The organism is Collinsella aerofaciens, from assembly GCF_020709435.1.
Lineage (GTDB): Bacteria > Actinomycetota > Coriobacteriia > Coriobacteriales > Coriobacteriaceae > Collinsella > Collinsella aerofaciens_AU.
Genome location: NZ_JAJFDP010000006.1, coordinates 108498 through 134410 on the forward strand (window position 1 = coordinate 108498; position 25913 = coordinate 134410).

Below are 25913 nucleotides of genomic sequence, written 5' to 3' on the forward strand. Positions count from 1 at the left end.
TTGCAATTCGAGAATAGCCGCCTGGCGCTAACCGGGCGGCTATTCTACATGTTACGAGCGATGTTGCGGTGCCAACGTTAACGTACGATGGTGGTATCGGAAGTTAACGGAGCCTTGCCCAGCACCAGGATGTTCTCGGGCGTGCCGCGAAGCTCGGTGTTGGTGGGAACCACGTTGTTCTTGTCCAAAATGGCATTCTCAACGCGGGCGCCGCTCTTGATGATGCAGCTCTGGTTGATGATCGAGTTGGTCACCGAGGCGCCTTCTTCAACCACAACACCGCGCGACAGGATCGAGTTGCGCACGGTGCCCTTGATGATGCAGCCGGCCGAGATGATCGAGTTGCAGGCGTGGCTGCCGGTCGCGTAGCGCGAAGGCGGCACGTCGTGAGCCTTGGTCAGGATCGGGCGCTCGGGGTCAAAGAGCTGGTCGGCCACGGTCTGGTCGAGCAGGTCCAAGCTGCGGCGATACAGCGACTTCTCGCTAAACACGCCCACGACCTCGCCCTTGTACTCGTAGCTGCACACGTCGATGTTGCCAAAGTCGCCCTGGAGTGCCTCGAGCAGGTCCAGATAATCGGCGGCCTGGTAGTGGTCGATGATCTCGAGCAGCGTCTCGCGGTTGACGATGCAGCAGTCCATAGAGGCGTTGTCGCCATACACGACGCCGGCGCTCACGCCCGTCAGGCGGCCGTTCTCGTTGATCTGCAGCTTGGTCTCGTCATCGACATTGCGCGTGGCCTTGCAGTACACCACGGTCATCTGGGCGCCGGAGTTCTCGTGCGCCTCGATGATGGTGTTGAGGTCCATGTTAAAGATGATGTTGGTGCCCATCATCACGACGTAGGGCTTGTCCGAGCGCTGGAACAGCGTCTTGTTGGAGATGATGTCGCGCAGCAAGAAGCGCATGCCGCCTTTGGTGGTGCCATACGCGTTGCCGGGCACCATGAACAGGCCGCCCTTCTTTCGGTCCAGGCCCCAGTCCTTGCCCGAGCCCACGTGGTCGATCAGCGAGCGGTAGTTGCCCGGCATGACGACGCCGACGGTCTTAATGCCGGCATTCATCATGTTGGACAGCGGGAAGTCGATCAGGCGGTAGCGGCCCAAAAACGGAACGGACGCGATGGGGCGGTCCTTGAGCAGCACGCTGCCGTAGGTCGAAGAGTAGTTAGCGGTGATATAACCGATGGCCTTGCGATTGATCATCGGATCATTCCCCCTTCCCGATAACGACGTCATTTCCAACGACGGCCGTATCCTTGGTGGTATCGACAGAGCCGAGCTTCACGCCCTCTTCGACCGTGGAGTTCTCGCCCAAAATAGCGCGGCAGATGTGTGCGCCGCTCTTAACGTGCGCGCCCGGCAGCAGCACGGAGTCCTCGACCACGGCGCGCTCCTCGATGATGACATCGGTCGAAAGGATCGAGTGGCGAGCGGTGCCGTAGATCTTGCAGCCGTTGGAGACCAGGCAGTCGTCCAGGCGACCGTCCGGGCCAATGTAGTGCGGCGGTCGCGTGGTGATGTTGGACATGATGGGGAAGTGCTTGTCAAACAGATCGAACTCGGGGTTGTTGCCCAGCAGGTCCATCGAGGTCTCGTGGAAGCTGGCGATGGTGCCGACGTCCTTCCAAAAGCCGTGGAACTCGTAGCTGTACAGGCGCTTGCCCTCGCCGAGCAGCTTGGGGATGATGTCCTTGCCAAAGTCGTGGCTCGAGCGCTGGTCCAGAGCGTCCTCCTCGAGCGCCTCGATCAGCACGTCGGCCGAGAAGATGTAGATGCCCATGGACGCGAGGTTCGAATCGGGCTTATCGGGCTTCTCGGTGAACTTGGTGATGCGGCCGTCCTCGGGGTCGGTGGTCAGGATGCCAAAGCGGCTGGCCTCCTCCCACGGAACGGGCATAACGCTCACCGTGAGGTCGGCGTTGTTCTCAATGTGCGTCTTGAGCATCTTGCGGTAGTCCATGCGATACAGGTGATCGCCGGAAAGAATCAGGACGTACTTGGGGTCGTTGGCCTTGATGTAGTCGAGGTTCTGCGTAATGGCGTCGGCCGTGCCCGCATACCAAGCGCCACCGGTCTGCGTCTCGTACGGCGGCAGGATCGACACGCCGCCGTCGCGGCTGTCCAGATCCCACGCCTCGCCGGAGCCCACGTAGGCATGCAGCAGGTAGGGACGGTACTGCGTCAGAACGCCCACCGTGTCGATGCCTGAGTTGGAGCAGTTGGACAGCGAAAAGTCGATAATGCGGAACTTACCACCAAAGCTAACCGCCGGCTTAGCGATCTTTTGGGTGAGTGCCCCCAATCGGCTGCCCTGTCCTCCTGCGAGGAGCATCGCGATGCATTCTTTCTTACTCATCGATTTCTCCTTCTGTCATCGATGTTTCTAACCCATTAGCGGCGGGCACGGCACCTGGTCGCGCCCGCCGAATAATGCCGTGCGGCAAAGGGAGCTCGCGGCCTTTACGCGTGCCAGATCTCGTCGCGGTACTCGCGAATGGTGCGGTCGCTCGAGAACCAGCCCGAAGAGGCGGTGTTGAGCAGCGCCTTGCGGTTCCAGGTCTCCTGGTCGCCGTAGCTGCCCGTGAGCTTCTCCCATGCATCCACGTAGCTGCGGAAATCGGCCATGACCAGGTCGGGGTCGTTGTTGTTCATGAGCTCGTTGTAGATGCTCTCGAAGTTGCCCGAAAGACCCGCAAACGTGTTGTCCTTGAGCTCGTCCATCACGCGGCCCAGACGCTCGCGGTCGCCATTGAGGGTATCCCACGCAAAGTAGCTGTTGGATGCCCAGAGCTGCTCGACCTCGGGAGCGGTCAGGCCAAAGATGGCCTCGTTCTCGCGGCCGGCCAGGTCGGCGATCTCGATGTTAGCGCCGTCGAGGGTGCCCAGCGTAATGGCGCCGTTCATCATGAGCTTCATGTTGGACGTGCCAGAGGCCTCCTTGCCGGCGGTCGAAATCTGCTCAGAGATCTCGGCGGCGGGGTAGATGAGCTGGGCGTTGCTCACGCGGAAGTTGGGGATAAAGCAGACCTTCATGACCTCGTTGACGCGCGGGTCGTTGTTGATGACCTCGGCGACGGAGTTGATGAGGCGGATGGTCTCCTTGGCAAAGGTATAGCTCGAGGCCGCCTTGCCACTAAAGATGAAGGTCGTCGGCGTCACATGGAAGTTGGGGTCGGCGATGCGACGGTTGTAAATGTCCATCACCTTCATGATGTTCATGAGCTGGCGCTTGTAGGCGTGGAAGCGCTTCACCTGAACATCGAAGACGGTGTTGGGGTCGATAACCAGACCGGTCTCGGCCTTAACGTAGGCAGCCAGACGCTCCTTGTTGGCGCGCTTGGAGGCGCCCACGGCCTTCAGGAACTCGGCGTCGTCCTTAAACTCCTTGAGCTTCTCCAACTCAAAGGCGTCCTTGAGCCAGCCATCGCCAATGGCCTCGGTCACGAGCTTGGCATAGGTGGGGTTGGCCTCGGCAAAGAAGCGACGGTGCGAGATGCCGTTGGTCTTGTTGTTAAACTTCTCGGGCGTCAGGGCATAGAAGTCTTTGAGCACGATGTTCTTGATGATGTCGGAGTGGATCTTTGCCACGCCGTTGACGCTGTGGCTGCAGATCACGGACAGGTTGGCCATGCGAATCTCGCCGTCCCACAGGATGGCGGTCTGACGCAGACGTTCCTGCCAGCCCTCCTGCGTGGTGTCGAACGACTCGTGCCAACGACGGCTGATCTCGTCGATGATCTGGTACACGCGGGGGAGGAGCTTGGAGAACGTGCCGATGGGCCACTTCTCCAGAGCCTCGGGCAGGATGGTGTGGTTGGTGTAGCTCACGACCTGTGTCACGATGTTCCAGGCGTCGTCCCACTCGAGCTTCTTCTCGTCGATGAGGATGCGCATGAGCTCGGGGCCGCACATGGCGGGGTGGGTATCGTTGGTATGGATAGCCACAAACTGCGGCAGCAGCTCCCAGTTCGCGCCGTGCTCCTTCTCAAAGGTGTCGAGCAGGCTGTAGATGCCGGCCGATACAAACAGGTACTCCTGCTTCAGGCGCAGCAGACGGCCGTGCTCGCCGGCGTCGTTGGGGTATAGGATGGCGCTGATGGCCTCGGCCTCGGCGCGCTCGGCGTCAGCAAGGGCATAGTCGCCGCGGTTGAAGGCCTCCAGATCGAAGTGCTCCTCGACCGGCTCGGCGGCCCAGACGCGCAGCTTGTTGACGGTCTCGCCGGCATAGCCCACGACAGGGATGTCGTAGGGAACAGCCAGGATATCCTGCGTGTCCACCGTGCGGTAGAACGTGCGGCCGTCCTCCTCAAAGCCCTCAACACGACCGCCAAACTTGATGGTCACGGCCTTGTCCTGACGACGCACCTCCCAGGGATAGCCGTGCGTGAGCCACTCGTCGGTAGCCTCGACCTGGCTGCCGTTAACGATCTCTTGCTTAAACAGGCCGTAGCGGTAGCGCATGCCGTTGCCGTAGCCGGCAATGCCCTCGGCTGCCATGGAATCCAGGAAGCATGCGGCCAGACGGCCCAGGCCACCGTTGCCCAGAGCCGGATCGGGCTCCTGGTTCTCGATGACGGACAGATCGAAGCCCATGTCGTTGAGCGCCTCGGCGACCATGTCGCGCACGCCAAAGTTGAGCAGGTAGTTGTCGAGCAGGCGGCCGATCAAAAACTCGATCGAGAAGTAGTACACGCGCTTCTTGCCCTCGGCGGTGGCGCGGGCGTCGCTCTTGGTGGCAACGGTGCGCGCCTTCTCGGCCACGAGCTTGGCCAGGGCGTTAAAGCGGTCGAGGTCGCTGGCGGCCTCGACGCTCTTGCCGCTGATGCTCATGACGGCATCGCGATAGAGCTCGGTAAACTCCTGCTTGTTGTCGAAGATCTTATTCATACGTTCCTTTCCCCCGGGGATATCTCCCGGAACGGTTATGACTTTTATCCTACGCCCCAGAGGGGCGGGTAATTACAGCGGTAACGGCTTTGTTACGCTTTCTTGGCAGGATCCTTAACGGCAGCTGCCTTGGCCTTGGAAGCAGCCTTCTTGGCCGTGGTGGACTTGGCCGAAGCCTTGGCGGCGGGCTTGGCAGCCTTCGCCTTAGCCGGAGCCTTCTTAGCAGCTGCGGCCTTGGGCTTCACCGAGGACATGCGCTTGCGCGTCGCCTTCTTGGGCTCCTCGACCACGGGCGGCTTATAGCTGCTGGGACCGCGGCGCTTAAGCACCACGCCTGCAAGGCCGGGCACCTTAATCTCGATGGAGTCCATCTGCCCGTTCCAGGGATAGGGCTCGCTCGAGCAGGTGTAGGGCTCCTCACCGGCATAGCCGCTGCCGCCAAACTCGGGACGGTCGGAATCGAAGATGACCTCCCAGTCACCCTCGCGCGGCACGCCCACGCGGAAGCTCTCGTAGCTCGCCGGGTCAAAGTTGATCAGAATCACCAGGTCGTTATCGACGTCCTCGCCCTGGCGCACAAAGCTCACGATGGACTGCTTGGAGTTGTCCGCGTCGATCCAGGTAAAGCCGTCGTCGGTGTAGCCGCGCTCGTATAGGGCGGGCTCGGCGGTGTACAGATGGTTGAGCGCCTTGATAAACGCCTGATGATGACGGTGAGTCTCGTACTCCTCGGTCAGGAACCACTGGATGGACTCGTAGTAGCGCCACTCGATAAACTGGCCGATCTCGTTGCCCATAAAGTTGAGCTTTGCACCGGGGTGCGTCATTTGGTAGAAAGCTAGCGTGCGCAGGCCGGCAAACTGGCGCCACCAGTCGCCCGGCATGCGGCCGATCAGCGAGCACTTGCCGTGCACGACCTCGTCGTGGCTGAGCGGGCAAATGAAGTTCTCGGTAAAGGCGTACATGATGGAGAACGTGAGCAGGCCGTGGTTGCCGGGACGCCACGGAAAATCGGTCTGCATGTAGTGCAGGGTGTCGTTCATCCAGCCCATGTCCCACTTGTAGTGGAAGCCTAGGCCGCCGTCCTGCGGCGGATAGGTCACGAGCGGCCACGCGGTGGACTCCTCGGCCATCATCATCACGTCGGGGTAGTGCGCCTCCACGGCGCAGTTGACCTGACGGATAAACGCGCTGGCGTCCAGGTCCTCCTCGGTACCGTACTTGTTGAACTTCTTTTGGCCGGGATCGTCGATGCCAAAGTTGAGGTACAGCATGCTGGACACGCCGTCCATGCGAATGCCGTCCACGTGGAAGTTCTCGAGCCAGTACAGCACGTTGGAGACCAAGAAGGAGCGTACCTCGCCGCGGGCGAAGTCAAACTTGTGCGTGCCCCAGTTAGGGTGAATCTCGTGCTCAAACAGCATGTGACCGTTAAAAGTGGCAAGGCCGTGGGAGTCGGCGCAAAAACCGCCGGGCACCCAGTCCATGATCACGCCGATGCCAGCCTCGTGGCACGCATCGATAAAGTGCATGAGCTGCTGCGGATTGCCGTAGCGCGACGTGGCGGCGTAGTAGCCGGTCGTCTGGTAGCCCCAGGAACCGTCGAAGGGATGCTCCATAAGCGGCATGACCTCGATATGCGTATAGCCCATGTCGCGCACGTAGTCCACGAGCTCCACCGACAGGTCGTCGTAGGTGTAAAACTCGCCGCGCTGCGCGGGGAAGGGATCCATGGGGCCGGGGTAGTTGCCGTACTCGTCCGGCTCGCCCTGCGGCGCGTCGCCGTGGCGCTTCCACGAGCCAATATGCACCTCGTAGATGTTAAGCGGTTGCGACATGTGGTTGTGGCCGGCGCGGCGCTTGAGCCACGCGGCGTCGTTCCACTTATAGCCATCGAGGGTCCACAGCACGCTCGCGGTACCCGGAGGGCACTCGGCTTTAAAGGCATACGGATCGGCCTTGTAGAGCTTCTCGCCCTCGTTGGTCTCGATGAGATATTTATAGAGCTGGCCCTGCTCGGCGCCAGGAATAAAGCCTTCCCAAATAGCGCTCGTATGCACGGGCACCAGCGGGTTGGCTTCCTCATCCCAGTCGTTAAATTCGCCAATGACATGGACACTCTTTACATCGGGCGCCCAAACGCAAAAGCGCCAGCCGCGCGTGCGCTGCTGCGTGTCGGGGCGCGCGCCCATCTTTTCCCAGCTGCGCTCCCACATACCAATGCCAAACAGGTAGACATCGTCCTTGGAGAGCTCCGGTGCGTGCGGAGCCGGTTTGCGGGTTGCGGGCTTTTTAGCCGTTGGCTTTAGCTTTGTATCGCTCACGTTTGATCCCATCATGACGCGGCAGCGTGTTGCCTTGGTGACTAGATGCGAAAGGTCCAAGGCTGCACGAATCGAAGGGACGGCGAAGTTTCTGTGATTCGTTCCACCTCGCGTGCTCGGTGGAACTTTCGGCAGAAACTACGATAACACCTGTGCGTTAGTTTTATGGACGAAAGCGGATTTGCGGGGGCGTTTAATCGGTAAGCGACATGTTTATACCACTGGCAGAATTGCCGTGGTAAAACTCTTGACAGTTTTACCAATTTGGGTTTCAAAATTGTTAGGCTGACGTTTGGTAAAACGTTTTTAGCAGGATGTTTACCATTTGATATCGAAAGGTTCGTTTATGTCCCGTACCGCCGCTCCCAGGGTTGCTTTTATTTTCGATTGCGATGGCACGCTGGTTAATAGCACCCCCGTTTGGGCCTATGCCCAGCCCGAGTTATTGCATCGCCACGGGATTGACGTGACCGTGGATGATTTTGCCCAATTTGAGCACCTGTCGCTGGAGGACGAGTGCCAGGCCTACCACGACACGTGGGGCATTGGTGCGAATGGCGAGGAGCTGTATCGCGAGCTGGGTGAGATTTTGATTGATGGGTACTCCAAGGTGCCGCCTCGCGAGGGGCTCCTGACATTTTTGCAGCAGGCGAAGGCGGCGGGCATTTCCATGTGTGTGGCTACGTCCACGCCGGCCGAGCTTGTTAAGTCTGCGCTTGCGGGGGCTGGGCTAGACGCGTACATGGAGTTTGTTACCACGACGGGTGAAGCAGGACGCTCCAAGCAGTTCCCCGATGTGTACGAGCTGGCGCTGCGCCGCCTGGAGGAGCGCCATGGGTACAAGTTTGAGCGCGCATGGGTGTTTGAGGACGCCGTCTTTGGCCTAAAGAGCTCTGGGACCGCCGGCTTTAAGCGCGTGGGCATCTATGACCCGCATGGCCGCATGAAGCGCGACGATGTTCGCGCCAACTGCGATATCTTTATCGACAGCTATGAGGACCTGGATCTGGCCCGCGTGCTTTCGTTTGAGGGATAGGCGAGGCTGTGGCTTGCAAGGTATTAGTGGTCTGCGGCTCGCCCTTGGTGGCGAGCACGGATCTGTTGCGTAGGCTAGCAGGGGAGTGCGATCACGTCGTCGCTGTGGACCGCGGACTCGATGCGCTGCTGGGTGCGGGGCTGGGCTGCGACGTGTATGTGGGGGATGCCGACACGGTGAGCGACGCGGGTCGCGCGTTGGTCGATGCCGCCACCGACTTTGAAGTTGAGCGCCACGACCCGTACAAAGACTATACCGATCTGGCGCTGGCGCTCGATTCCGTCCGCCGTCGCTGGCCGGGTGCCGAAGTGGTTGCGACCTGCGCCACCGGCGGCCGTCCGGATATGGCTCTTTCTGTGTTAGGGCTACTGGCGGGCTATGCGGATGTCCCCGTCTGGATCGAAGAAGACGAAGTGACGGCCAGAATCCTGCGTCAGAACGAGACCTGGACCATTGAGGGCGCCGAGGGCAAAACCTTCTCCATCATCGCCATAGCCCCCAACACCGAGGTGAGTGAGCACGGCCTAGAGTGGGAACTAGATCACAGCCCCCTGGGCCTGCTAGTCGACACGGGCATTAGCAACGTCGTCAGGTCAACAGCCACGATCCAAGTCCACACCGGCACCGCCATCGCTTACCTCTACAAGTAAGGTCTATCGCATCAGGGTTTTATCGGGACGGCGGATAAAAATAATCGCTCGCAGAGTGATTATTTTTGCCACGTCCCAGGAAAACCCGTAAGTAAGAGATTCAACCCAAAAAAGTCCTTGCATCAAAGAAAGTCTTCCCCTATAGTATCTCCTCGTCACGGGGGCGTAGCTCAGCTGGGAGAGCGCTTGACTGGCAGTCAAGAGGTCAGGGGTTCGATCCCCCTCGTCTCCACCATCGTGATTGCAAGGCTTTCGGGATTCCGAAGGCCTTTTTTCATGCCAAAACACCACGCGCCACAAACCCCACCTACGCCAACAAAAAGTTGCACAATTTATTTCCCATGTCTGCACATAGTTTGTTAGCCAAACGCGATTATCAGTGTAGATCGCCGTTCCATATGGGCTTCAGGAACGCGCCTAATCACCGTTAGCATCCCATTAACCTGCATTAACGTGAACAACATCCCAAAATAACTCCCTTAAGCACGCTAAATGAACGATATGTTGTCCAACGCAGCCCAAATCAGTTTCACTAACAGCTTGTGCTAGGATACCTAACGTTACATGAGTTCAACTGTGCTCACGGCTTCAGTAAGCCACAAAGCGCAGGGTCGATCAGCATCCAGCCGTAACGGCGGTGCCAGAAACACCACGAGCTCCAATAAAGAAGTCATGCGACTTTAGTTATTTGCATCGACGTAATTCGTAGATGTAAATAACTATTATTCGCATGCTCAAACGTAACAGTTCTGCAGCTGTTTGCGTGCGGTCCAGTTTTGTTCCCGCTTGACTGGTTCGCACGCAGCCAGCTGGAGACGCGGTCTTTTTGCGATACACGGCCGCATCTCTAGCAACTGCGCTTATACATACCGTTCACGGTGGGGCAGAGCCACGTGCTTGTCTAACTGGGCTCAGGGTTTGAATATGGAGCGCCTTCGCGCAAAAGCGCCCTGGCGAAGCCATACCCAAATCCCGTGAGCTACATGTAAGACAGCAAGGGGGTGGTGCTCGTGTGGTATGTGATCCAAGTCATTAACGGTCGCGAAGATGTAATGCGCGAGCGCATCGAGCGTATGGTGCCTACGAGCGCCATGCAGGAGCTCTTTTATCCTCAATTTCAAACCGAAATTAAAGTACACGGCGAATGGGTCAATACGACTAAGCCGCTCTTTCCCGGTTATCTTATCTGCGATACGGCAGATCCTCGAACCGTGCAACAGTATCTGCTACGTATGGACGACTTTGCCCGGGTGCTTTCCCAGGACGGTCAGTTTGTGCCGCTGGCAAAAGAAGAGGTTCAGCTTATTGGCGGCTTTACGCATAGGGGAGACCGCGTAGTGCCCATGAGCGAGGCCCTAAAAGACGGTGACCAGGTCATAGTGACGGCAGGTCCACTGTTGGGCCACGAAGGCCTTATCAAAACCATTAACAGACGCAAGAGCACTGCTTATTTGGAGCTCGACCTGTGCGGTCGACGCGTAACCACCCGCGTTGGCCTTGCGGTGCTTTCAAAAGAGCAGCGCGTTATGCGCAATCACAGAAGAGCGATCGCCTAGCTGCAAGCTCGCAAGCGGACGACCGAAGGCAAAAAGTATCGGGGGAGGGGCTCTTGGAGCCTACGATGATGACCATGGCACAGGGCGCGCGGGAGACGCGCACGGCCGCCACGGCGAATTCCGTCACTGCCGCAGCCGGTGCTGCGGGGGATTACCTTACAAACGAAGAAGCGTACAAGATGCTGCGCGGTGCCAACTCCGGCGTGAAGCCCGAGCTTGGGCACAGGCTCTACCGCGTTGTTAAGCGTACGGCGGACATTGTCGCCGCCGGCGGAGCCCTGGTGTTGCTCTTTATTCCCGGGGTAATTCTGAGCGTGGTCATTTGCATAAAGAGCCCGGGCGCCAGCCCCCTATATTCACAGTGGCGCGTGGGCCGCGTGCGCAAAGACGGCACGTTCTACCTGTTTAAGATCTACAAGTTCCGCAGCATGGTTCCCAACGCAGACCAAATGCTCAAGGACTTGCAGGCCCAAAACGAGGCCACTGGCCCCATGTTTAAAATGAAGCACGACCCGCGCATTATTCCCGGTGTGGGTAACTTCATTCGCAAGCACAGCATCGACGAGCTGCCCCAGCTCATCAACGTGTTCTTGGGCCAAATGAACCTCATTGGCCCGCGCCCCGGCCTGCCGCGCGAGGTTGCCCTGTACAGCGAGCACGACATGAAGCGCCTGGCGGTAAAACCCGGCTGCAGCGGTCCTTGGCAGGTAATGGGCCGCAGCCACCTGGGCTTCAACGAAATGGTTGAGCTGGATCTTCACTATATAGAGAATCGCAGCCTGCGCCAGGACCTGCGGTTGATATTCGGCACGCTGAAGACGATGTTCTCTGGGGAAGGTGCCGTGTAGCATGCGCATCGCCATGATAGGCCAAAAGAGAACGGGTTCGCGCGAGGGCGGCGTAGAAGTGGTGGTAGGCGAGCTTGCTCGCCGTATGGCAGACCTTGGTCACCAAGTAACCTGCTACGACCGTATGGGCGAAGGAGCTCCTTCCGAGCCCTACGAGAAGGATGGCTACCGCATCGTTCCCGTAAAGGCTCTGGACATCAAGGGGCTCTCTGCGCTCACGAGCAGCTTTGCCGCAACAAGGGCCGCCATCAAAGACGGGGCAGACGTAATTCACTATCACGCAGAGGGGCCGTGCGTCCCCCTTCGTTTTGCGCGTTCCGCGGACATCAGGACCGTGGCAACGATCCACGGCCTGGACTGGCAGCGTGCAAAATGGGGCGGCTTGGCTTCCAAGTACATCAAGTTCGGCGAGGCGACGGCGGCCAAGTGCGCGGATGCGCTCATCGTGCTTTCCCGGGGCAATCAGGAGTACTTCAAGGAGGCTTACGGCCGCGAGGCTACGCTCATTCCCAACGGCATCACTCCCGAGGCGGATCTTCCCGCGAAGGAGATCTCCGAGCGCTTGGGGCTCACCCAGGGCTCCTATGTCCTCTACCTCGGTCGCATTGTGCCCGAGAAGCGACCGGAACTGTTGGTGGAGGCGTACAAGCAGGTAAAGACGGATAAGCGCCTTGTTATCGCGGGCGACTCCTCCGATACGGACGACTACGCCGTGGCGCTCAAAGAGGCTGCCGCGTCCGACCCCCGCGCGCTCTTTACCGGCCACGTTGAGGGCAACCTGCTCTCCGAGCTGTACTCCAACGCGTATTGCTACGCGCTCCCCTCCGACGTTGAGGGCCTGCCCATGAGCTTGCTGGAGGCCATGTCTCACGGTGCGGCATGCGTTACCTCGGATATTCCCGAGTGCGCGGATGTTCTGCAGGGTTGCGGGCTCACGTTCCCACACGGAGACGCGGGGGCGCTGCGCGACGTGCTTGAAGGCCTGATAGCGGATTCTGCCCAAGCGGAGAGGCTGGGCGCCATGGCACGTGACCGCGCGATTAATGGCTATGACTGGAACAGCGTCGTCCAAAGGACGCTTGCTTTGTATGAGGGTGTTGCGTAATGAAGATCCTTCTTGTAAATAAGTTTCATTGGCGCAAGGGTGGAAGCGAGACGTACTACTTTGCTCTTGCCGATGGTCTTCGCGCTCTTGGGCATGAAGTTGCCTTCTTCAGCATGGAGGATGAGCGTAATGAGCCGACTGAGTGGTCGCGTTACTTTGTAACGAATCGCGACTATAACGGACCGAGCTCTATTGTCGATAAGGCGAAGGCCGCGCAGGCACTTGTGTATTCCAAAGAGGCGCGCGAGAAGTTCGATGCGCTGTGCCGTGAATTCCAGCCCGATGTAATCCATCTCAATCTCACTCATAGGCAGATTACGTTTTCCATCTTGGACGCTCCTTGGCTAAAGCAGCATCCAACGCCGGTTGTGTATACCTCGCACGACTTGATTCTTGCTTGCCCGAGCTATCTTATGCTTGATTCCGAGGGCAACGTTTGCGATTCGTGTCTCGGGGGTCATTTTGGCAATTGCCTTAAGAAGAAGTGCGTAAAGGGTTCGATCGCAAAAAGCGCGTTAGCGGTGGCTGAGGCGGAGTGGCTTAAACGGCACAAAACCTATTCACGTCTCGATCGCATCATCTGCCCGAGTGAGTTCATGCGGAACAAGTTTATTGAAGCGGGGCTTCCCGAGCGTCAGCTTGTCCTCATGCGGAATTTCCTGAATCCCGATTCGATGTCACGGGAAGTTGCCAACCAAAATAATGAAGATCCCTACATGCTGTATCTGGGACGCCTTTCTCGCGAGAAAGGCGTGTTAACGCTCGTGCATGCTTTTGAGAAGGTGGCACCGGTGATCCCTGATTGGCGTCTTGTTATTGCAGGCGATGGCCCTGAATGTGATGCTGTGAAGGTCAAAGTTTCCGCAATGCCAAACGAAATAAGCTCGAGGATTGAGCTGGTTGGATATAAAACCGGTGACGCCCTGCGCGGACTTGTGAATCGAGCCACTCTGGCGGCTGCGCCGTCAGAGTGGCTCGAGAACGCGCCATATGCGGTTCTCGAGGCACTCGCCGCGGGCAAGCCCGTTATCGGTACGAACATGGGCGGAATACCCGAGCTGGTACGTGAGGGTGAAACGGGCTTCCTGGCTGAAGCCCACGATGAGGCAGGACTCGCAGATGCAATCCGTAGGGGTGCGGCGGTGGCCGCCGATCCTGCGGCTTACGCCGCGATGAGCGCGCATTGCCGTTCATTCGTGGCAGAGAACTGTAATCAAGAGGAATACATCCGGAATCTCGTCTCCCTGTATCAAGAACTAATTGACCGGAAGGTGGTGGCCTAACCCATGGCCGAGAAGAAACTCAACGGAACCGTAATCGTAACGTACCGCTGCAACGCGCGCTGCACCATGTGCAACCGCTACAAGGCTCCCAGCCGTCCGGAGGAGGAGCTCTCCCTCGACGTGATCAAGAAGCTCCCGCGCATGTACTTCACCAACATCACCGGTGGCGAGCCCTTCATCAGGACCGACCTTGCGGATATCGTGCGCGAGCTGTACAAGAAGTCCGACCGCATCGTCATCTCCACCAACGGCTTCTTCACCGACCGCATCATCGCCCTTGCCGAGGAATTCCCCCAGGTGGGAATCCGCATCTCCATCGAGGGTCTGCAGCAGACCAACGATGAGATCCGCGGTCTCCAGAACGGCTTCAACCGCGGCTACGAGACGCTCAAGAAGCTCGTGGAAATGAAGCACCCGGACGTGGGCTTTGGCATGACGGTGCAGGATCGCAACGCTGCGGACTTGGTGCCGCTGTACAAGCTTTCCGACGAGCTCGGCATGGAGTTCGCCACCGCCAGCCTGCACAACAGCTTCTACTTTGTCGAGGCGAAGAACATCATCAAGGACCGTCCCATGGTGGCCCAGAACTTCGAGGACCTGGTAAACGAGCTCCTCAAGTCCAACGAGCCCAAGAAGTGGTTCCGCGCGTACTTCAACATGGGCCTCATCAACTACATCTATGGGCAGAAGCGCCTGCTCCCGTGCGATATGGCGTTCGACACGTTCTTCATCGACCCCTACGGCGACGTCATGCCCTGCAACGGCACCAAGGAGAAGCTCGTTATGGGCAACCTTAACGACGAGTCTTGGGATGAGCTGTGGGAGAGCGCCCAGGCCGAGAAAGTGCGCGGCTGCGTGCGCCACTGCGACCGCAACTGCTGGATGATCGGCTCCGTGTCTCCTGCCATGCACAAGTACATCTGGAAACCCGCGTCGTGGGTGCTGGCGCACAAGCTCAAGCCCGGCAAGAAGTTCGACATGCACGAGCTCCCCATCGTGCGCGACTACGAGTCGGGCAAGGTGACGAAGGAGGAGCTGGACGCTCTTTCCACCTGCGACATGCACGCCGCGATCAACGACGGCCTTTCCGACGCAAGCCGAGCCGACGCGCACGTGTACGAGACTGAGGAGGCGCTGTAGTGCAGCCGGGTGGAAAAATCGAATGCAAAAATTCAGAAATAGCGGTTGCTCGATATCAATCGGAGGAAACACGTGAAAGTATCCTGCATAACCAGGCACGCAATCTCTAATTATGGCTCCCTGCTCCAGGCATATGCGACACAACGAGCGATAGAGAGCTTGGGGCATGAGTTCGAGATTATGGACTATGTACCTGCTTGTGAGGACGTATCCCAGCAGGTGAGGACGCTTCTTTCGACAAAGCCGTCCTGGAACGGGAACCCGTTGAAGAAGTCTGTCTACAGACTTCTGATGGAGCCTGAGACAAGGGTGGCGGGCAAGCGGTTTGCGCGTGAGCGTTCCCAGCTGCTTAAGATGAGCCCTCACTATGCATCCCTGGAGGAGCTGAAGGCTAATCCGCCCAAGGCCGATGTCTATATGACTGGAAGCGATCAGGTGTGGGGTCCCATCAGCTCGGGCGCATACGACCTGTCATACGCGCTTGAGTTTGCTCCCGAGGGCGCAAGGCGCATCTCATATGCGGCAAGCTTTGGTAAGAAGAATATCCCGGATAGCGTGCGCCCCAGGTTTCTCGAGGACCTTCGAGCATATGAGGCCGTGTTCGTACGCGAGGATGCCGCGCGCGAGCAGCTTGCCTCGTGGGGCATAGAGGCCGGACAGGTTGTCGATCCCACGCTGCTGCTTGATGGCGAGGCGTGGAGAAGGATGGCGGCACCTGCCCCGAAGGGCGAATACATCCTCGTCTACCAGATTCACAGCGACCCGACGGTGGGGCAGTACGCCGTGAAGGTTGCCAAAAAGCTTGGCTTGCCCCTGATACGGATCTCCGCAAGCCTGCACCAGGCCTCACGCGAGGGCAAGTTCAAGTGGCTGCCGACGCTTGCTGAGTTTCTCTCGTATGTCGACAACGCAGCATGCCTAGTCACGGACTCGTTCCACGGTACGGCTTTTGCCATAAATCTCAATACGCCGCTGGTAGAAGTGCTGCCCAAGAACGGAACCTCGAGCAGGAACGTGAGTATTCTGCGACTCACGGACCTCACGGACAGAGTGCTTCAGAATCTAGATGATGTCGAGTTAGCATCCAAGCAGATTGACTTTGGTCGGGTCAACGACGTGATGGGTGCGGAGAGGGAGAAGTCCCTAGCGCAGCTCAAGAGCATGATTGAGGAGTAGGGCATTGTCAAACGTTGGCACTAGGACGGTATGCAAGAAGGATATGTGCGCTGGCTGTATGGCCTGCGTCGATTCATGCCGACATGGAGCGATTGCCATTGAGGATACGATTGAGGCGTATAACGCCCGTATTGATCCTACAAGGTGCGTGGGATGTGGACTGTGCGAGAAAACGTGTCCCCAGATGGTATCCCCATCTTCGTTGCGTCCTCTCGAGTGGCTACAGGGGTGGGCGAAAGATACATCGCTCAGAATGTTATCTTCGTCCGGGGGTCTGGCTACGGCCATCTCGGAGGCGTTTGTGGCGTCAAATGGATTAGTGTGTTCATGTGCACAGGAGGGCGGTGAGTTCCGGTTCCACCTCACTTCTGATGCGGATTACTTGAGGAGGGCCCAAGGCTCCAAATACGTCAAAAGCAATCCGCTTGGTGCGTACCGCGAGGTTAGGGAGGCCCTGCAAGGTGGTCAAAGGGTTCTCTTTATCGGTCTTCCTTGTCAGGTTACTGCGATGCGTAACTTCGTTGGAAGCCGTTTAGCCGATTCCCTTTACACCATCGACCTTATCTGTCATGGTTCACCGTCCCCCAAGGTCCTGAGCCGATTCTTGGAAGAGACAGGTAACAACCTGTCTAATGAGCTGATACTGTGGGTAGGACGGGTGTCCGCGATCGCTACTCGATTGCTTTCCTCTCGGGTTTACCGTATACGGAAGGCTGCTACTCCTGCCGCTACGCCAAGGGTGATCGTGTCTCCGATATTACGCTTGGCGATTCATGGGGTAGCGAGCTTTCTGATGAGGTCGCGAACGGGATATCCCTCGCACTTGTGCAGACAGACAAGGGTCGAGAACTGTTAGAAATGACGGACCTTGAGCTTTTGCCGGTTGATCCTGGTCTAGCTGTGGCCAACAATGAACAGCTTCAACGTCCTTCGACGAAGCCTATAGAAAGAAATACCTTTATGGACGGCTTTCGTAACGGGGTACGGGTTAACCGACTCGTTCTCAGGGCGAGGCCAAAAGACTGCGCCAAGTACTTGGTCAAGGATATACTGCTTGCACTGGGTTTGCTCAGGGGTTAACACATCGAGAGCGTTTGCTTTAGGCATTAATGATAAGGTAATCCATATGTTGAGTAATTCCAAGGTGCCAAAGTGCGTCGTATTAATGGCGTCATACAACGGCATCCCATTTATTTCAGAACAAATTGACAGCATTCTCTCGCAGGCTGAAGTTGACGTACGTCTTTTTGTCCGTGATGACGGGTCATCTGATGGTACTCGTGATCTTCTGCAGCGCTATGCAGATGAGGGCAGTCTGACTTTGTTAACAGGAGAAAACCTAGGACCTGCTTTAGGGTTTTTGACGTTGTTGCGGAATGCTCCCGAAGCTGATTACTATGCGTTTTCCGACCAAGATGATATTTGGGATAGCGATAAACTGATAACTGCGATTAAACAGCTTAAGAAGCAGGAGAATTTGGCTCTTTATCATTGCAATTCAAGACTTGTAGATTCAGCTGGTAATGAGATGGGCCGGTTAACCTATGGGCAACAAAGGTGCATATCTTATCGAGATAACGACCCTCTCAACCAGCTTTGCATTGGGTCACCTATGGGATGTACGCAAGTATTTGATAGGCGTATTTGGGAAGTTGTTTGCTTGCATGAGCTGCCCCATCCCGTCATCATGCATGATAAGCTGATAGCTAATCTATGCGTGCTGCTGGGTTATCGGATTGTTTTCGATGCTTCTCCTCATATGGGATATCGCCAGCATGGTCGTAATGTGGTCGGTGTGAGTACTGATTTACCATCTAAAGTGATTGAGAAAATCAATAGTTTTTGTCATCCGCGAGAGATTACTCTTGCAAAGCAAGTTACTGGACTTCTTTCAACTTATTCCGACTGCATTCTTCCTCCAGAGCGTGCTCTTGGAGAGTTGGTATCGAAAATGGACGCTTCTTTCATGGCTAGGTGCAGGGTTTCTTTCTCTTCGAGGCTGAATTTCGGCAGTCTACAAGAGGACCTTTTCAATAGATCTCTCCTCTTGTTTGGGAAGCGATGATATGAGTAAAAGCATCCCCAAACCGCACAATAGTGGGTACGTCCTAGCGCTTGCCTTTTGCGACTATCTCAAGGACAAGACCGGCACCCCAAAGGCTATTATGGCGAGTCAGCAGGCCATGGCGTCGCACGGCATAAGTTACGTCTATCTCCACTCGGTTAAGAAGACCCTGTTCAGGGACGACCAGATGCTATTTTGCGAATTCGGGGTTACGGTCGATGGGGTGGAGGCTGGTGTTTTCAGTATTGCCCAGGTGTGCGAGGCCCTTTGCAGCTGGCAAAAAAGCGGCTTCAGCCTTCTTGAGCTTCATATCCACCACCTTCTGTACGTGAGCCTTGAGAAAGTCTCCGAACTGCTAAAAGTTACAGGCAAAACACCGGTCAGGGCCTTTCTCCACGACTATTACCTGTGTTGTACAAGCTATAACCTCCAAAATAGGAGCGGCTTTTGTGACAGCTCAAGGCTCGGCGACGCTCCCTGTGAGAAATGCCCCCACTTCAGTAACAGCCTTCGTGTGGAGTCGAAGATCCAAGGGCTGTTTGACTCCATCAAAAATCTCCGTTTTGTTGCACCTTCGACCTATACGAAGAATCGGTTTCTCTCATTCAGGCCCCAATACGAGGGCCTTGTTGATGTAATACCGCACCAAAAGCTGCTTGGAGAGTATCTGGGCAACAGACGTCCTCTGAACGCAGGGGAGCGCATCAGGGTTGCCTTTCTGGGGATGCCAAGGAAGACAAAGGGCTGGGAGACCTGGCTTCGCCTCGTATCTGCGGTCGATGAACAAGAGTACGAGTTCTTCGTCTTCAACAGCTCGAACGATATGTATCCAGGGATGAACAAGCGGTTTGTCGAATTTGATGAGAAGCACCCAAATGCCATGACCGACTCTCTCAGGGAGTGCGAGATTGCCATCGTTGTCATGTGGCCATCTTGTCCAGAGACCTATAGCTACACCTGTATGGAATCTTACTCCGCAAACGCTTATACGATTTCGAGTGCATGTGCAGGCAATGTCGCCGACTTTGTCGTTGAGCATGGGTCCGGTTTGGTGCTGAATAACGAGGAGGAGCTAATCGGGCTGTTTAGGGATAAGAGCCGGCTTATCAGGGAGGTCAATCGTTTCAGGAGCGGAAAGCCTGGTCCGCTCGATCTTGTCGATTCAGATGAGATCGTAGACCTGCTTCCATGCTCCTCGGTAGGTCTCAACACGGGAGTTCACATGCACACGAGGCTGATTGAACGTGTGCTGCTGGAGGTACTCAATGCAAGATCATAGGCATGCGAGGCTCGTTATAAATAAAGCGGAGGAGCGGGCTGGTCGAAGAGGTCGTTGGTATCTCCCTAATAAGCAAGGCGTTCTAACCGTTTGCATGGGTGACCTGGCGGATGCGACGATCGTTATAGGTATCTTGGCGCAGGTTTTCTTCCTTGAGTACTATGGTCTGGGGCGATACCTCAACTGGGTAATTACCGGCATGATTTGCGTGAGGGCGCTCTTCTCCGGATGGAAATATAGCGGTAGAGCGCTACTACTTGGGCTGATTACCGTTGCAGGGTGGCTGTCTGGTGCCCTCTTGGGTGGCAATATGGAAACGTTTAGGGCGAATATTTTGCTGCTCCTCTACCCGTTTGTCTATACGCTTTACTTCTTTCTTTTGGTCACTAACAAGAGGGATTTTCTTCTTGGACTCTTTGATGCAGGTTTTCCGGTCTTCAACGCCATATTGCTTCTCAATATGGCGATCATGTTTATCCAGTACTCTACCCATGGGATGATCGCTGCGACAACGAACGACATCAGTTACTTCGAGGACAATATCTCCGGCCTGTTCTCTTATGCGTCCGTCCATGCGGTGGCCCTTTACACTTCATTCGTCGTGCTCTACAACTTCGTCTGGATTAGGAGGCTTCGGGGTCCTCTCTGGCCATCCCTTGCCATCGCTTACAACGTCTGCCTTATCGTCCTGTCCTTCTATCTTGCGACACTCAACGATAATAAGGCGCTCTTCATAATCCTTCCTCTCGTTTTAGTGATGTTCTGGCTTATTTCAGTCATGAGAGGAGAAGCGGATGTTTCGGGTCCCTTCTTTTGGCTTGTCGCCTTGTATTTTATCCTGACAATTGCATACGCCTTGGTGCCTGCGTTCCAGATCCTCGTGGATACGCAAGTGTTTGGTCTGTTCGATATGGTTGGCAGTTCAGCTTCCGTCGGTACTGCTGCCGACGGCAGTAACGAGAGGATTGCTATCATCGGCTTCGCTCTCTTGAGACCGGCTACATGGAGTCTCGGAGAGGGTCTTGGAGCCTCAAGCTTCTACGCGTCCGGGTTCATGTCGTTTAACCACTTTGGTCAAGCGGATATGGGGTCTTTCTTGATTCTCATGGGGGTTTGGGAGACGGCAGCGTATGTAGCGTTTTTCCACTCCGTGGTTAGTGAGTTTATGGAGCAGGAAAAAGGATCTAATGGCCGGATTGTTCGTTTGCTCCTTTTGCTAACAATTCTTATTACCTTTCTGTATACGCAGTGCTTTACAAGGGTGAACTGCTGCTTGTGCCTACTGCTGCTCTGTGGAGCGCTGGCTTGGTCGTGGAATTCCTCGGCTGCAGACTATTTGATTATTGATAGAGACGAAGAACAGGTTTGAACATGAAAATAGGCATTTCCACATTTACGCATGGGGACAACTATGGGCAGAGGCTCCAGAACCTTGCTGTCCAAGAAACTCTCAAACTCTCGGGTGCAGATGTCCTTACGTTCAGACAGAAGGACTCGAGATCTGCCAAATACAAGCTCAAGTCTTTGGCTTCGCTCATTCCAAAGGGGCTTGCCGTTGCCCACATCCAGAGGCATCGTTCGTTTGAGGATTTCAATTCCCGTAACATTTCCTTTAGCCGGGAGGTTATATCTGATTCCAACCCTCCACGTGACATTAAATCCTATGACTTTTTCGTTGCTGGGAGCGACCAAGTTTGGTCTCCGTATTCCCCTGACGCTAACTCCACTATGTTTCTCACGTTTTCGCCAAGAGAAAAGCGCATTGCTTTTTCGCCAAGCTTGGCAGCTCCGACGATTCCCGAGGAGAAGCGTGAGCTGTTCCACGGCTATTTCGACGGGTTTGATAGGCTGTCCGTTCGTGAGCAGAAGAGCGCCGAGCTTATAAACAGTCTGTACGGCTTAAAGGCCGAGGTGTTGATTGACCCAACACTGATGTTTGACGGCTCCTGGTGGGAAAGGTATGAAAAAGAGCCGCACTGCGGGCTTCCAAATGATTATGTATTGACGTACTTCCTCGGGAGTGCAGCTTACGAAGAGAGGGTTGCCGAAATCTGTGATTCACTTAGCTGCAAGAGGGTCGATTTACTAGGGGATGCGCGCTACTACGCCCTCGGGCCTTCAGAGTTCCTCTATGCCGTCCGTCACGCAAAGCTTGTAGCGACAGATTCATATCACGGATCAATTTTCTCGATCTTGTTCGGGAAGCCGCTGATTTATTGCCCTCGTGAGTCCACTGGTCCAGACATGAGCAGCCGATTCGACACGCTAGCCAGCGAGCTGGGTGTTTCTTTCGTTGAGCGGTCAATTCTTTCCGTATGTAATTCGGAACTGCTCGAGAGTGACTATTCAAAGGCGTATGACAGGTTGGCAGCTCAGAGGAAGATCGTTGTTGAATTCCTCGATAGATGTGGATTGAGCATTCCCTCGGAGGCCGCCCGTGGCTAGCCAGCGTAAGGCGGGCGCCCTCCTCGGCTACGCCAACATCCTCGCAAAGAACCTCGTCAACCTCGTCTACACGCCGATGCTACTGTCCTACGTGGGGCAGGCGGACTACGGCGTCTTCCAGAGCTCGAACTCCTTTGTCTTCTCGCTGACGCTCCTGTCCTTCGGCTTCTCCGAGGCCTACGTGCGCTTCTACACGCAGGCGGTGGCGCACGGCGGCGAGCGCGACATCCGGCACCTGAACGGCATGTACCTCACGCTTTACGTCGCCGTCACAGCCGCGGCGGTCGCCCTCGGCATGGGCTTCTCCGCAAACGCCGGCGCGGTGTTCTCGGCCGGGTTCACCGAGGCGCAGGTCTCGCTCGCCCGGAGGCTGCTCGCCATCATGACGCTCAACGTCGCCTCGACGTTGTTCACCGTCGTGTTCAATTCCTACATCACGGCGCACGAGCGCTTCGTCTACCAGCAGACCAGGCAGCTCGTCACCACGCTTGCGACGCCGCTGTGCGCCTGGGCCCTGCTGGCCGCCGGTATGGGGCCCGTGGGCGTTGCCCTAGCACAGCTCGCGGTGAACCTCGTCCTGCTCGCCCTCAACGCGCGCTACGCCATCGTCGTGCTGGGCATGCGCTTCGAGCTCAGGGGTGCCGACTGGGGCGTCATGCGCGGCATCGCCGCCTTCAGTGCCTGGATCTTCGGTAACCAGGTCTGCGAGATGGTCAATCAGAGCGTGCCCAACATCATGCTGGGGGCCATCTCGGGCGCGACTGCGGTATCTCTGTTCGCGGTGGCCGTGAACATCCGCCAGGTCTTCTACTCGCTCTCCACCACGATGTCGAACGTCTTCATTCCGAAGGTCAACCGCATCGTCGCCACCTCGGACGACAACGCCGAGCTCACTCGCCTTATGACGCGCGTGGGCCGCTACCAGATGGTACTGTTTTGCTGGGTGTACGGAGGTTTCGCTATTCTCGGGAAGTTTTTCGTGACGAGGTGGGCGGGCCCGGGCTTCGCCGAGGCCTACTGGCTCGTGCTCGCCATGACGCTACCCGTCATGGTGCCCCTCTGTCAGAACGTCGGCATCGAGATCCAGAGGGCCAAGAACATGCACCACGCCAGGAGTCTCGTCTACCTTGCGATGGCGGTCGGGAACGTTGCCTTCACCGCCGCGGCCGCCCCGGCGCTGGGGCCGTGGGCCCCCGCGATCGCCTATGTCGTCAGCATCGTGCTCGGCAACGGACTGTGGATGAACTGGTACTACCAGAAGCGGGTCGGTCTCGACATGCTCTTTTTCTGGAAGCGGAACCTGCCGGTGCTGCTCGCCTGGGCTGCCGTCACCGTCGCCTGCCTCGCTGGCACGGCGGTCCTGCCCGTCAACGGATGGCCCGCGTTCCTCGAGTGGGGCGCCGTTTACAGCGCGCTTTTCGCCATAGCCCTTTGGCTCGCCGTCCTAACGAAGGACGAACGTATCGCGGTCGTCTCTCGTCTCCCGTTCCTTAGATAGGGTCCATCATGAATGATTCCGAGAAATCCCCGAGGGTCGTCTCGCTTGGCGACCGTTGCTGCGGCTGCGGCGCGTGCGCTGCCCGCTGCCCCAAGTCATGCATCTCCATGGAACCCGATGATTGTGGCTTCCTACACCCCACCGTCGACGCCTCCGGGTGCGTAGGCTGCGGGGCGTGCGACGCCGTATGCCCGGCGCTCAACGCCCCTGGGGAGGACGGGTGCGAGTTCGCCCTCTGGGCGAAGGCTCATGACGTCGGCTTGCTCGATAGATCGTCGTCGGGCGGCGTGTTCGGTCTACTCGCCGGTGACGCTCTCTCGCGCGGCGGTGTTGTGGCGGGCGCCGCGTGGACGGACGGTTGCCGCGAGCTTCGTCACGTGCTCGTGGAGGACAGGCCGGCGCTCGGCGCCGTTATGCGCTCGAAATACGTTCAGAGCGCGGTTGGCCGCGGCGTCTTCGAGGGCGTCCGCGCTGCCCTGCGTGAAGGCAGGCCGGCGCTCTTTGCCGGTACTGCATGCCAGGTGGCTGGCATGCGCTCATACCTGGGGAAACTCGCCGACTCTGACCTCTTCCTCGGCGTCGACGTCATCTGCCACGGTGTTCCGTCTCCAGAGCTCTGGTCGCGCTGGGTCGACTACCGTGGTGAGGCCTTCGGGTCGGACGTCTGCGACGTCAATATGCGGAGTAAGACAACCGGATGGTTGTCTTACTCCGCTATGTACAAGCACATAGCGGAGAAAGACAACACCGGGGACACCGAGTCCCAGATATTCGGCAAAGACTGGTACATGAAAGCGTTTCTGGCCAATGCGAGCCTTCGTTCGTCCTGTCTGGCATGTCCAGCAAAGCGCTCCAGCGGCGCCGATATCACGCTCGGTGATTTCTGGGGGTTCCAGAATACCCATCCCGAGGTCGACAACTCCAAGGGCGTATCTGCCGTCCTATGCAATACCGAGAAGGGCGTGCGGGCATTCGAGGCTATTTCTGGGCTTACTGCAAACGGTCCGGCGACGCTTGATGGGGTAATCGCGGGCAACCCTAGCCTCGTCCATTCTGTCACGCCTTATCCAAAGCGCGACGAGTTCTTGAACGACGTGTCTGCCGGGCTTTCCATCCCAGATCTCATGGACAAGTGGGATTTCCGTCCCACTCTCTGGCAGCGTGTCCGCGGCAAGCTTGGTGGTATTAAACGACGACTAAAGAGACTCGTTGGAAGGAGAGCCTAGATGGCCAAGGATCGCTACCTTCAAGCTCTTCGTGGGCTTGCGATTTCCGCAGTGGTGCTTATCCACTGTCTTCCTCAATGTGCCGCGTCGGTCGCCATTCGCCCATTCCTCAACTTTTCTGTTGCGTTGTTCTTGTTTTTATCCGGTGTTCTTACCGACGAGCGCAAATTTAATGCGGGGGGGGTCTTCGACGCCGCATTAGCAAGGTTGCCGGACCTTATGCGTTCTGGAGCGTTATCTATCTTGCGGCGTTTCCCGCCCTTCATGGGCGTCTGGGTTTCTGGCGTTCGCCGTGGGCTCCGTATCGGCTCAGATGTTCTATCTATTGGTCTATTCACAGCTTGTGCTGCTTACTCCGGTACTGTTCAGGCTCCTTTCACGGTATAGGTTCTTTGTCTATTGTGTGACACCGGCTTGCTTGCTTCTAAGGGAGCTCGCTGCCGTTGCCGGTATCGCATTGCCTCTAATACAGGTTTTCTGCCCCATGTGGCTCATCTTTTATGTTTTCGGTCTCGACTGGAGGCGTTGGGCTGCGCTCATTGAAGGACGAACCACTCAGCTTGTTGCAGTGCTCTTTATATTTTTAATAATTCAGGAGGTCGCAGGCTTCTGGTGGTATTTGACTGGCGATTTCAATATGGCCACAACTCAGCTTAAGCTCGGTTCTGCCGCGACCTCTTTAGCTGTGATCGCGCTTCTTATGGCGGTTCCGGGATCATTCAAGTCGCGATTATCTTCTACTTTGCTTGTTGACCTTGGGAACGCCTCTTTTGGAATCTACCTCTGCCATATACTTGTTTTCAAGGCCGTTTGGAAACTGCTTGGATTATTCGTCATTCCACTTGGTGTTTCGACATTTGCTGTTTTGGCGCTAACTCTTGCCGGATCTTATTCGCTTGTATCACTTTGCGGTCGTTATTTGCCCGAACGAATTCACATCATTGTGGGATTATAAATTGATTTTCGATACTGGCGCTTTTCATAGCGTTGAAGCAAAGTGAGTCCATTACCAACATTTGGCACGCGATCATCGGTGAAGATACCGGACTTCCTGTTTTCGAACGAGAAGATGACTTTTTAGTCAAAATGGCTGATTGGATTAACCAACCTGAAATAACCGGAATCAATCTCCCTTGGTCGAGCATCGAAAAATGGAAGGGGCAATTCAGGTAGCCATATTCCGCAGTCATTACCTTGCCTATTTCGTTAAGAATGAGGGGGTTTAGCAAAATAGGATACCCAAGTCTTATTTATCACTCGATCTAAAGCGCATTTCGATTGTAGAGGACAGATTAAATGAAAGGCATCATCCTCGCGGGCGGGTCCGGCACGCGCCTGTACCCGCTCACGCTCGTGACCTCCAAGCAGCTGCTGCCGGTCTACGACAAGCCCA

Annotated in this window: 22 protein-coding genes, 1 tRNA gene and 1 pseudogene; 20 read left to right on the forward strand and 4 right to left on the reverse strand. The window is 56.7% G+C overall.

What is annotated here, in order from left to right:
• Positions 1-77: 77 nt before the first annotated feature.
• The 4 genes from glgD to glgB form a co-directional block, all read right to left on the reverse strand.
• A complete protein-coding gene (gene glgD, locus LK493_RS05500) occupies positions 78-1205 on the reverse strand; it encodes a glucose-1-phosphate adenylyltransferase subunit GlgD (protein ID WP_227790390.1) in 1128 nt (375 codons plus the stop codon).
• 4 nt (positions 1206-1209) lie between these two features.
• Complete coding sequence (locus LK493_RS05505; RefSeq protein ID WP_006233920.1) at positions 1210-2358, reverse strand: glucose-1-phosphate adenylyltransferase; 1149 nt, start codon at positions 2356-2358, stop codon at positions 1210-1212.
• A 104-nt stretch (positions 2359-2462) separates the two neighbouring features.
• Positions 2463-4889 carry a glycogen/starch/alpha-glucan phosphorylase gene (locus tag LK493_RS05510; RefSeq protein WP_227790391.1) on the reverse strand — a complete coding sequence of 809 codons (2427 nt, stop codon included), beginning with the start codon at positions 4887-4889 and terminating at the stop codon, positions 2463-2465.
• A gap of 92 nt (positions 4890-4981) precedes the next feature.
• A complete protein-coding gene (glgB, locus tag LK493_RS05515) occupies positions 4982-7228 on the reverse strand; it encodes a 1,4-alpha-glucan branching protein GlgB (RefSeq protein ID WP_227790403.1) in 2247 nt (748 codons plus the stop codon).
• 331 nt (positions 7229-7559) lie between these two features.
• On the opposite strand from glgB, the gene LK493_RS05520 reads away from it, so the two are divergent.
• From LK493_RS05520 to LK493_RS05610, 20 genes and pseudogenes are all read left to right on the forward strand, one after another.
• Entirely contained in the window at positions 7560-8249 is a 690-nt protein-coding gene (locus LK493_RS05520; protein WP_227790392.1) for an HAD family hydrolase, read from the forward strand.
• An 8-nt stretch (positions 8250-8257) separates the two neighbouring features.
• Positions 8258-8899, forward strand: coding sequence for a thiamine diphosphokinase (locus tag LK493_RS05525; protein ID WP_227790393.1), 642 nt, complete (start codon positions 8258-8260; stop codon positions 8897-8899).
• A gap of 159 nt (positions 8900-9058) precedes the next feature.
• A tRNA-Ala gene (locus tag LK493_RS05530) sits at positions 9059-9134 on the forward strand.
• A gap of 784 nt (positions 9135-9918) precedes the next feature.
• A complete protein-coding gene (locus LK493_RS05535) occupies positions 9919-10455 on the forward strand; it encodes a KOW motif-containing protein (protein ID WP_227790404.1) in 537 nt (178 codons plus the stop codon).
• Between the two features lie 53 nt (positions 10456-10508).
• Positions 10509-11303, forward strand: coding sequence for a sugar transferase (locus LK493_RS05540; protein ID WP_227790394.1), 795 nt, complete (start codon positions 10509-10511; stop codon positions 11301-11303).
• A 1-nt stretch (position 11304) separates the two neighbouring features.
• Positions 11305-12408 carry a glycosyltransferase family 4 protein gene (locus tag LK493_RS05545; protein ID WP_035138271.1) on the forward strand — a complete coding sequence of 368 codons (1104 nt, stop codon included), beginning with the start codon at positions 11305-11307 and terminating at the stop codon, positions 12406-12408.
• The gene (locus tag LK493_RS05550) at positions 12408-13691 is read left to right on the forward strand and encodes a glycosyltransferase family 4 protein (protein WP_227790395.1); all 1284 of its coding nucleotides are present in this window, start codon (positions 12408-12410) and stop codon (positions 13689-13691) included. Before LK493_RS05545 ends, LK493_RS05550 begins: the two co-directional genes overlap by 1 nt.
• A 3-nt stretch (positions 13692-13694) precedes the next feature.
• Entirely contained in the window at positions 13695-14831 is a 1137-nt protein-coding gene (locus LK493_RS05555; protein ID WP_035138273.1) for a radical SAM protein, read from the forward strand.
• Between the two features lie 72 nt (positions 14832-14903).
• On the forward strand, positions 14904-16007 hold the full coding sequence (locus LK493_RS05560) for a polysaccharide pyruvyl transferase family protein (RefSeq protein ID WP_227790396.1): 1104 nt from the start codon (positions 14904-14906) through the stop codon (positions 16005-16007).
• Between the two features lie 4 nt (positions 16008-16011).
• Positions 16012-16620 (forward strand): annotated as a pseudogene (locus LK493_RS05565) (4Fe-4S binding protein); the annotation flags it as partial.
• 32 nt (positions 16621-16652) lie between these two features.
• On the forward strand, positions 16653-17087 hold the full coding sequence (locus tag LK493_RS10365) for a Coenzyme F420 hydrogenase/dehydrogenase, beta subunit C-terminal domain (RefSeq protein WP_408583396.1): 435 nt from the start codon (positions 16653-16655) through the stop codon (positions 17085-17087).
• Between the two features lie 46 nt (positions 17088-17133).
• Positions 17134-18072 carry a glycosyltransferase gene (locus tag LK493_RS05570; RefSeq protein ID WP_227790397.1) on the forward strand — a complete coding sequence of 313 codons (939 nt, stop codon included), beginning with the start codon at positions 17134-17136 and terminating at the stop codon, positions 18070-18072.
• 1 nt (position 18073) lies between these two features.
• The gene (locus LK493_RS05575; protein WP_055287332.1) at positions 18074-19351 is read left to right on the forward strand and encodes a glycosyltransferase family protein; all 1278 of its coding nucleotides are present in this window, start codon (positions 18074-18076) and stop codon (positions 19349-19351) included.
• Between the two features lie 94 nt (positions 19352-19445).
• Positions 19446-20720 carry a hypothetical protein gene (locus LK493_RS05580; protein WP_117786263.1) on the forward strand — a complete coding sequence of 425 codons (1275 nt, stop codon included), beginning with the start codon at positions 19446-19448 and terminating at the stop codon, positions 20718-20720.
• A 2-nt stretch (positions 20721-20722) separates the two neighbouring features.
• Positions 20723-21796, forward strand: coding sequence for a polysaccharide pyruvyl transferase family protein (locus tag LK493_RS05585; protein WP_117774364.1), 1074 nt, complete (start codon positions 20723-20725; stop codon positions 21794-21796).
• Complete coding sequence (locus LK493_RS05590) at positions 21789-23294, forward strand: lipopolysaccharide biosynthesis protein (RefSeq protein ID WP_227790398.1); 1506 nt, start codon at positions 21789-21791, stop codon at positions 23292-23294. Before LK493_RS05585 ends, LK493_RS05590 begins: the two co-directional genes overlap by 8 nt.
• An 8-nt stretch (positions 23295-23302) precedes the next feature.
• Positions 23303-24520 carry a Coenzyme F420 hydrogenase/dehydrogenase, beta subunit C-terminal domain gene (locus tag LK493_RS05595; protein WP_052044165.1) on the forward strand — a complete coding sequence of 406 codons (1218 nt, stop codon included), beginning with the start codon at positions 23303-23305 and terminating at the stop codon, positions 24518-24520.
• Positions 24521-24907 carry a hypothetical protein gene (locus tag LK493_RS05600; RefSeq protein ID WP_195503353.1) on the forward strand — a complete coding sequence of 129 codons (387 nt, stop codon included), beginning with the start codon at positions 24521-24523 and terminating at the stop codon, positions 24905-24907.
• Positions 24834-25475, forward strand: a complete 642-nt coding sequence (locus tag LK493_RS05605; protein ID WP_227790405.1) for an acyltransferase — start codon at positions 24834-24836, stop codon at positions 25473-25475. The genes LK493_RS05600 and LK493_RS05605 overlap by 74 nt, the downstream gene beginning before the upstream one ends.
• 341 nt (positions 25476-25816) lie before the next feature.
• On the forward strand, positions 25817-25913 hold a 97-nt coding region (locus tag LK493_RS05610; RefSeq protein ID WP_265333300.1), incomplete at its 3' end, for a sugar phosphate nucleotidyltransferase.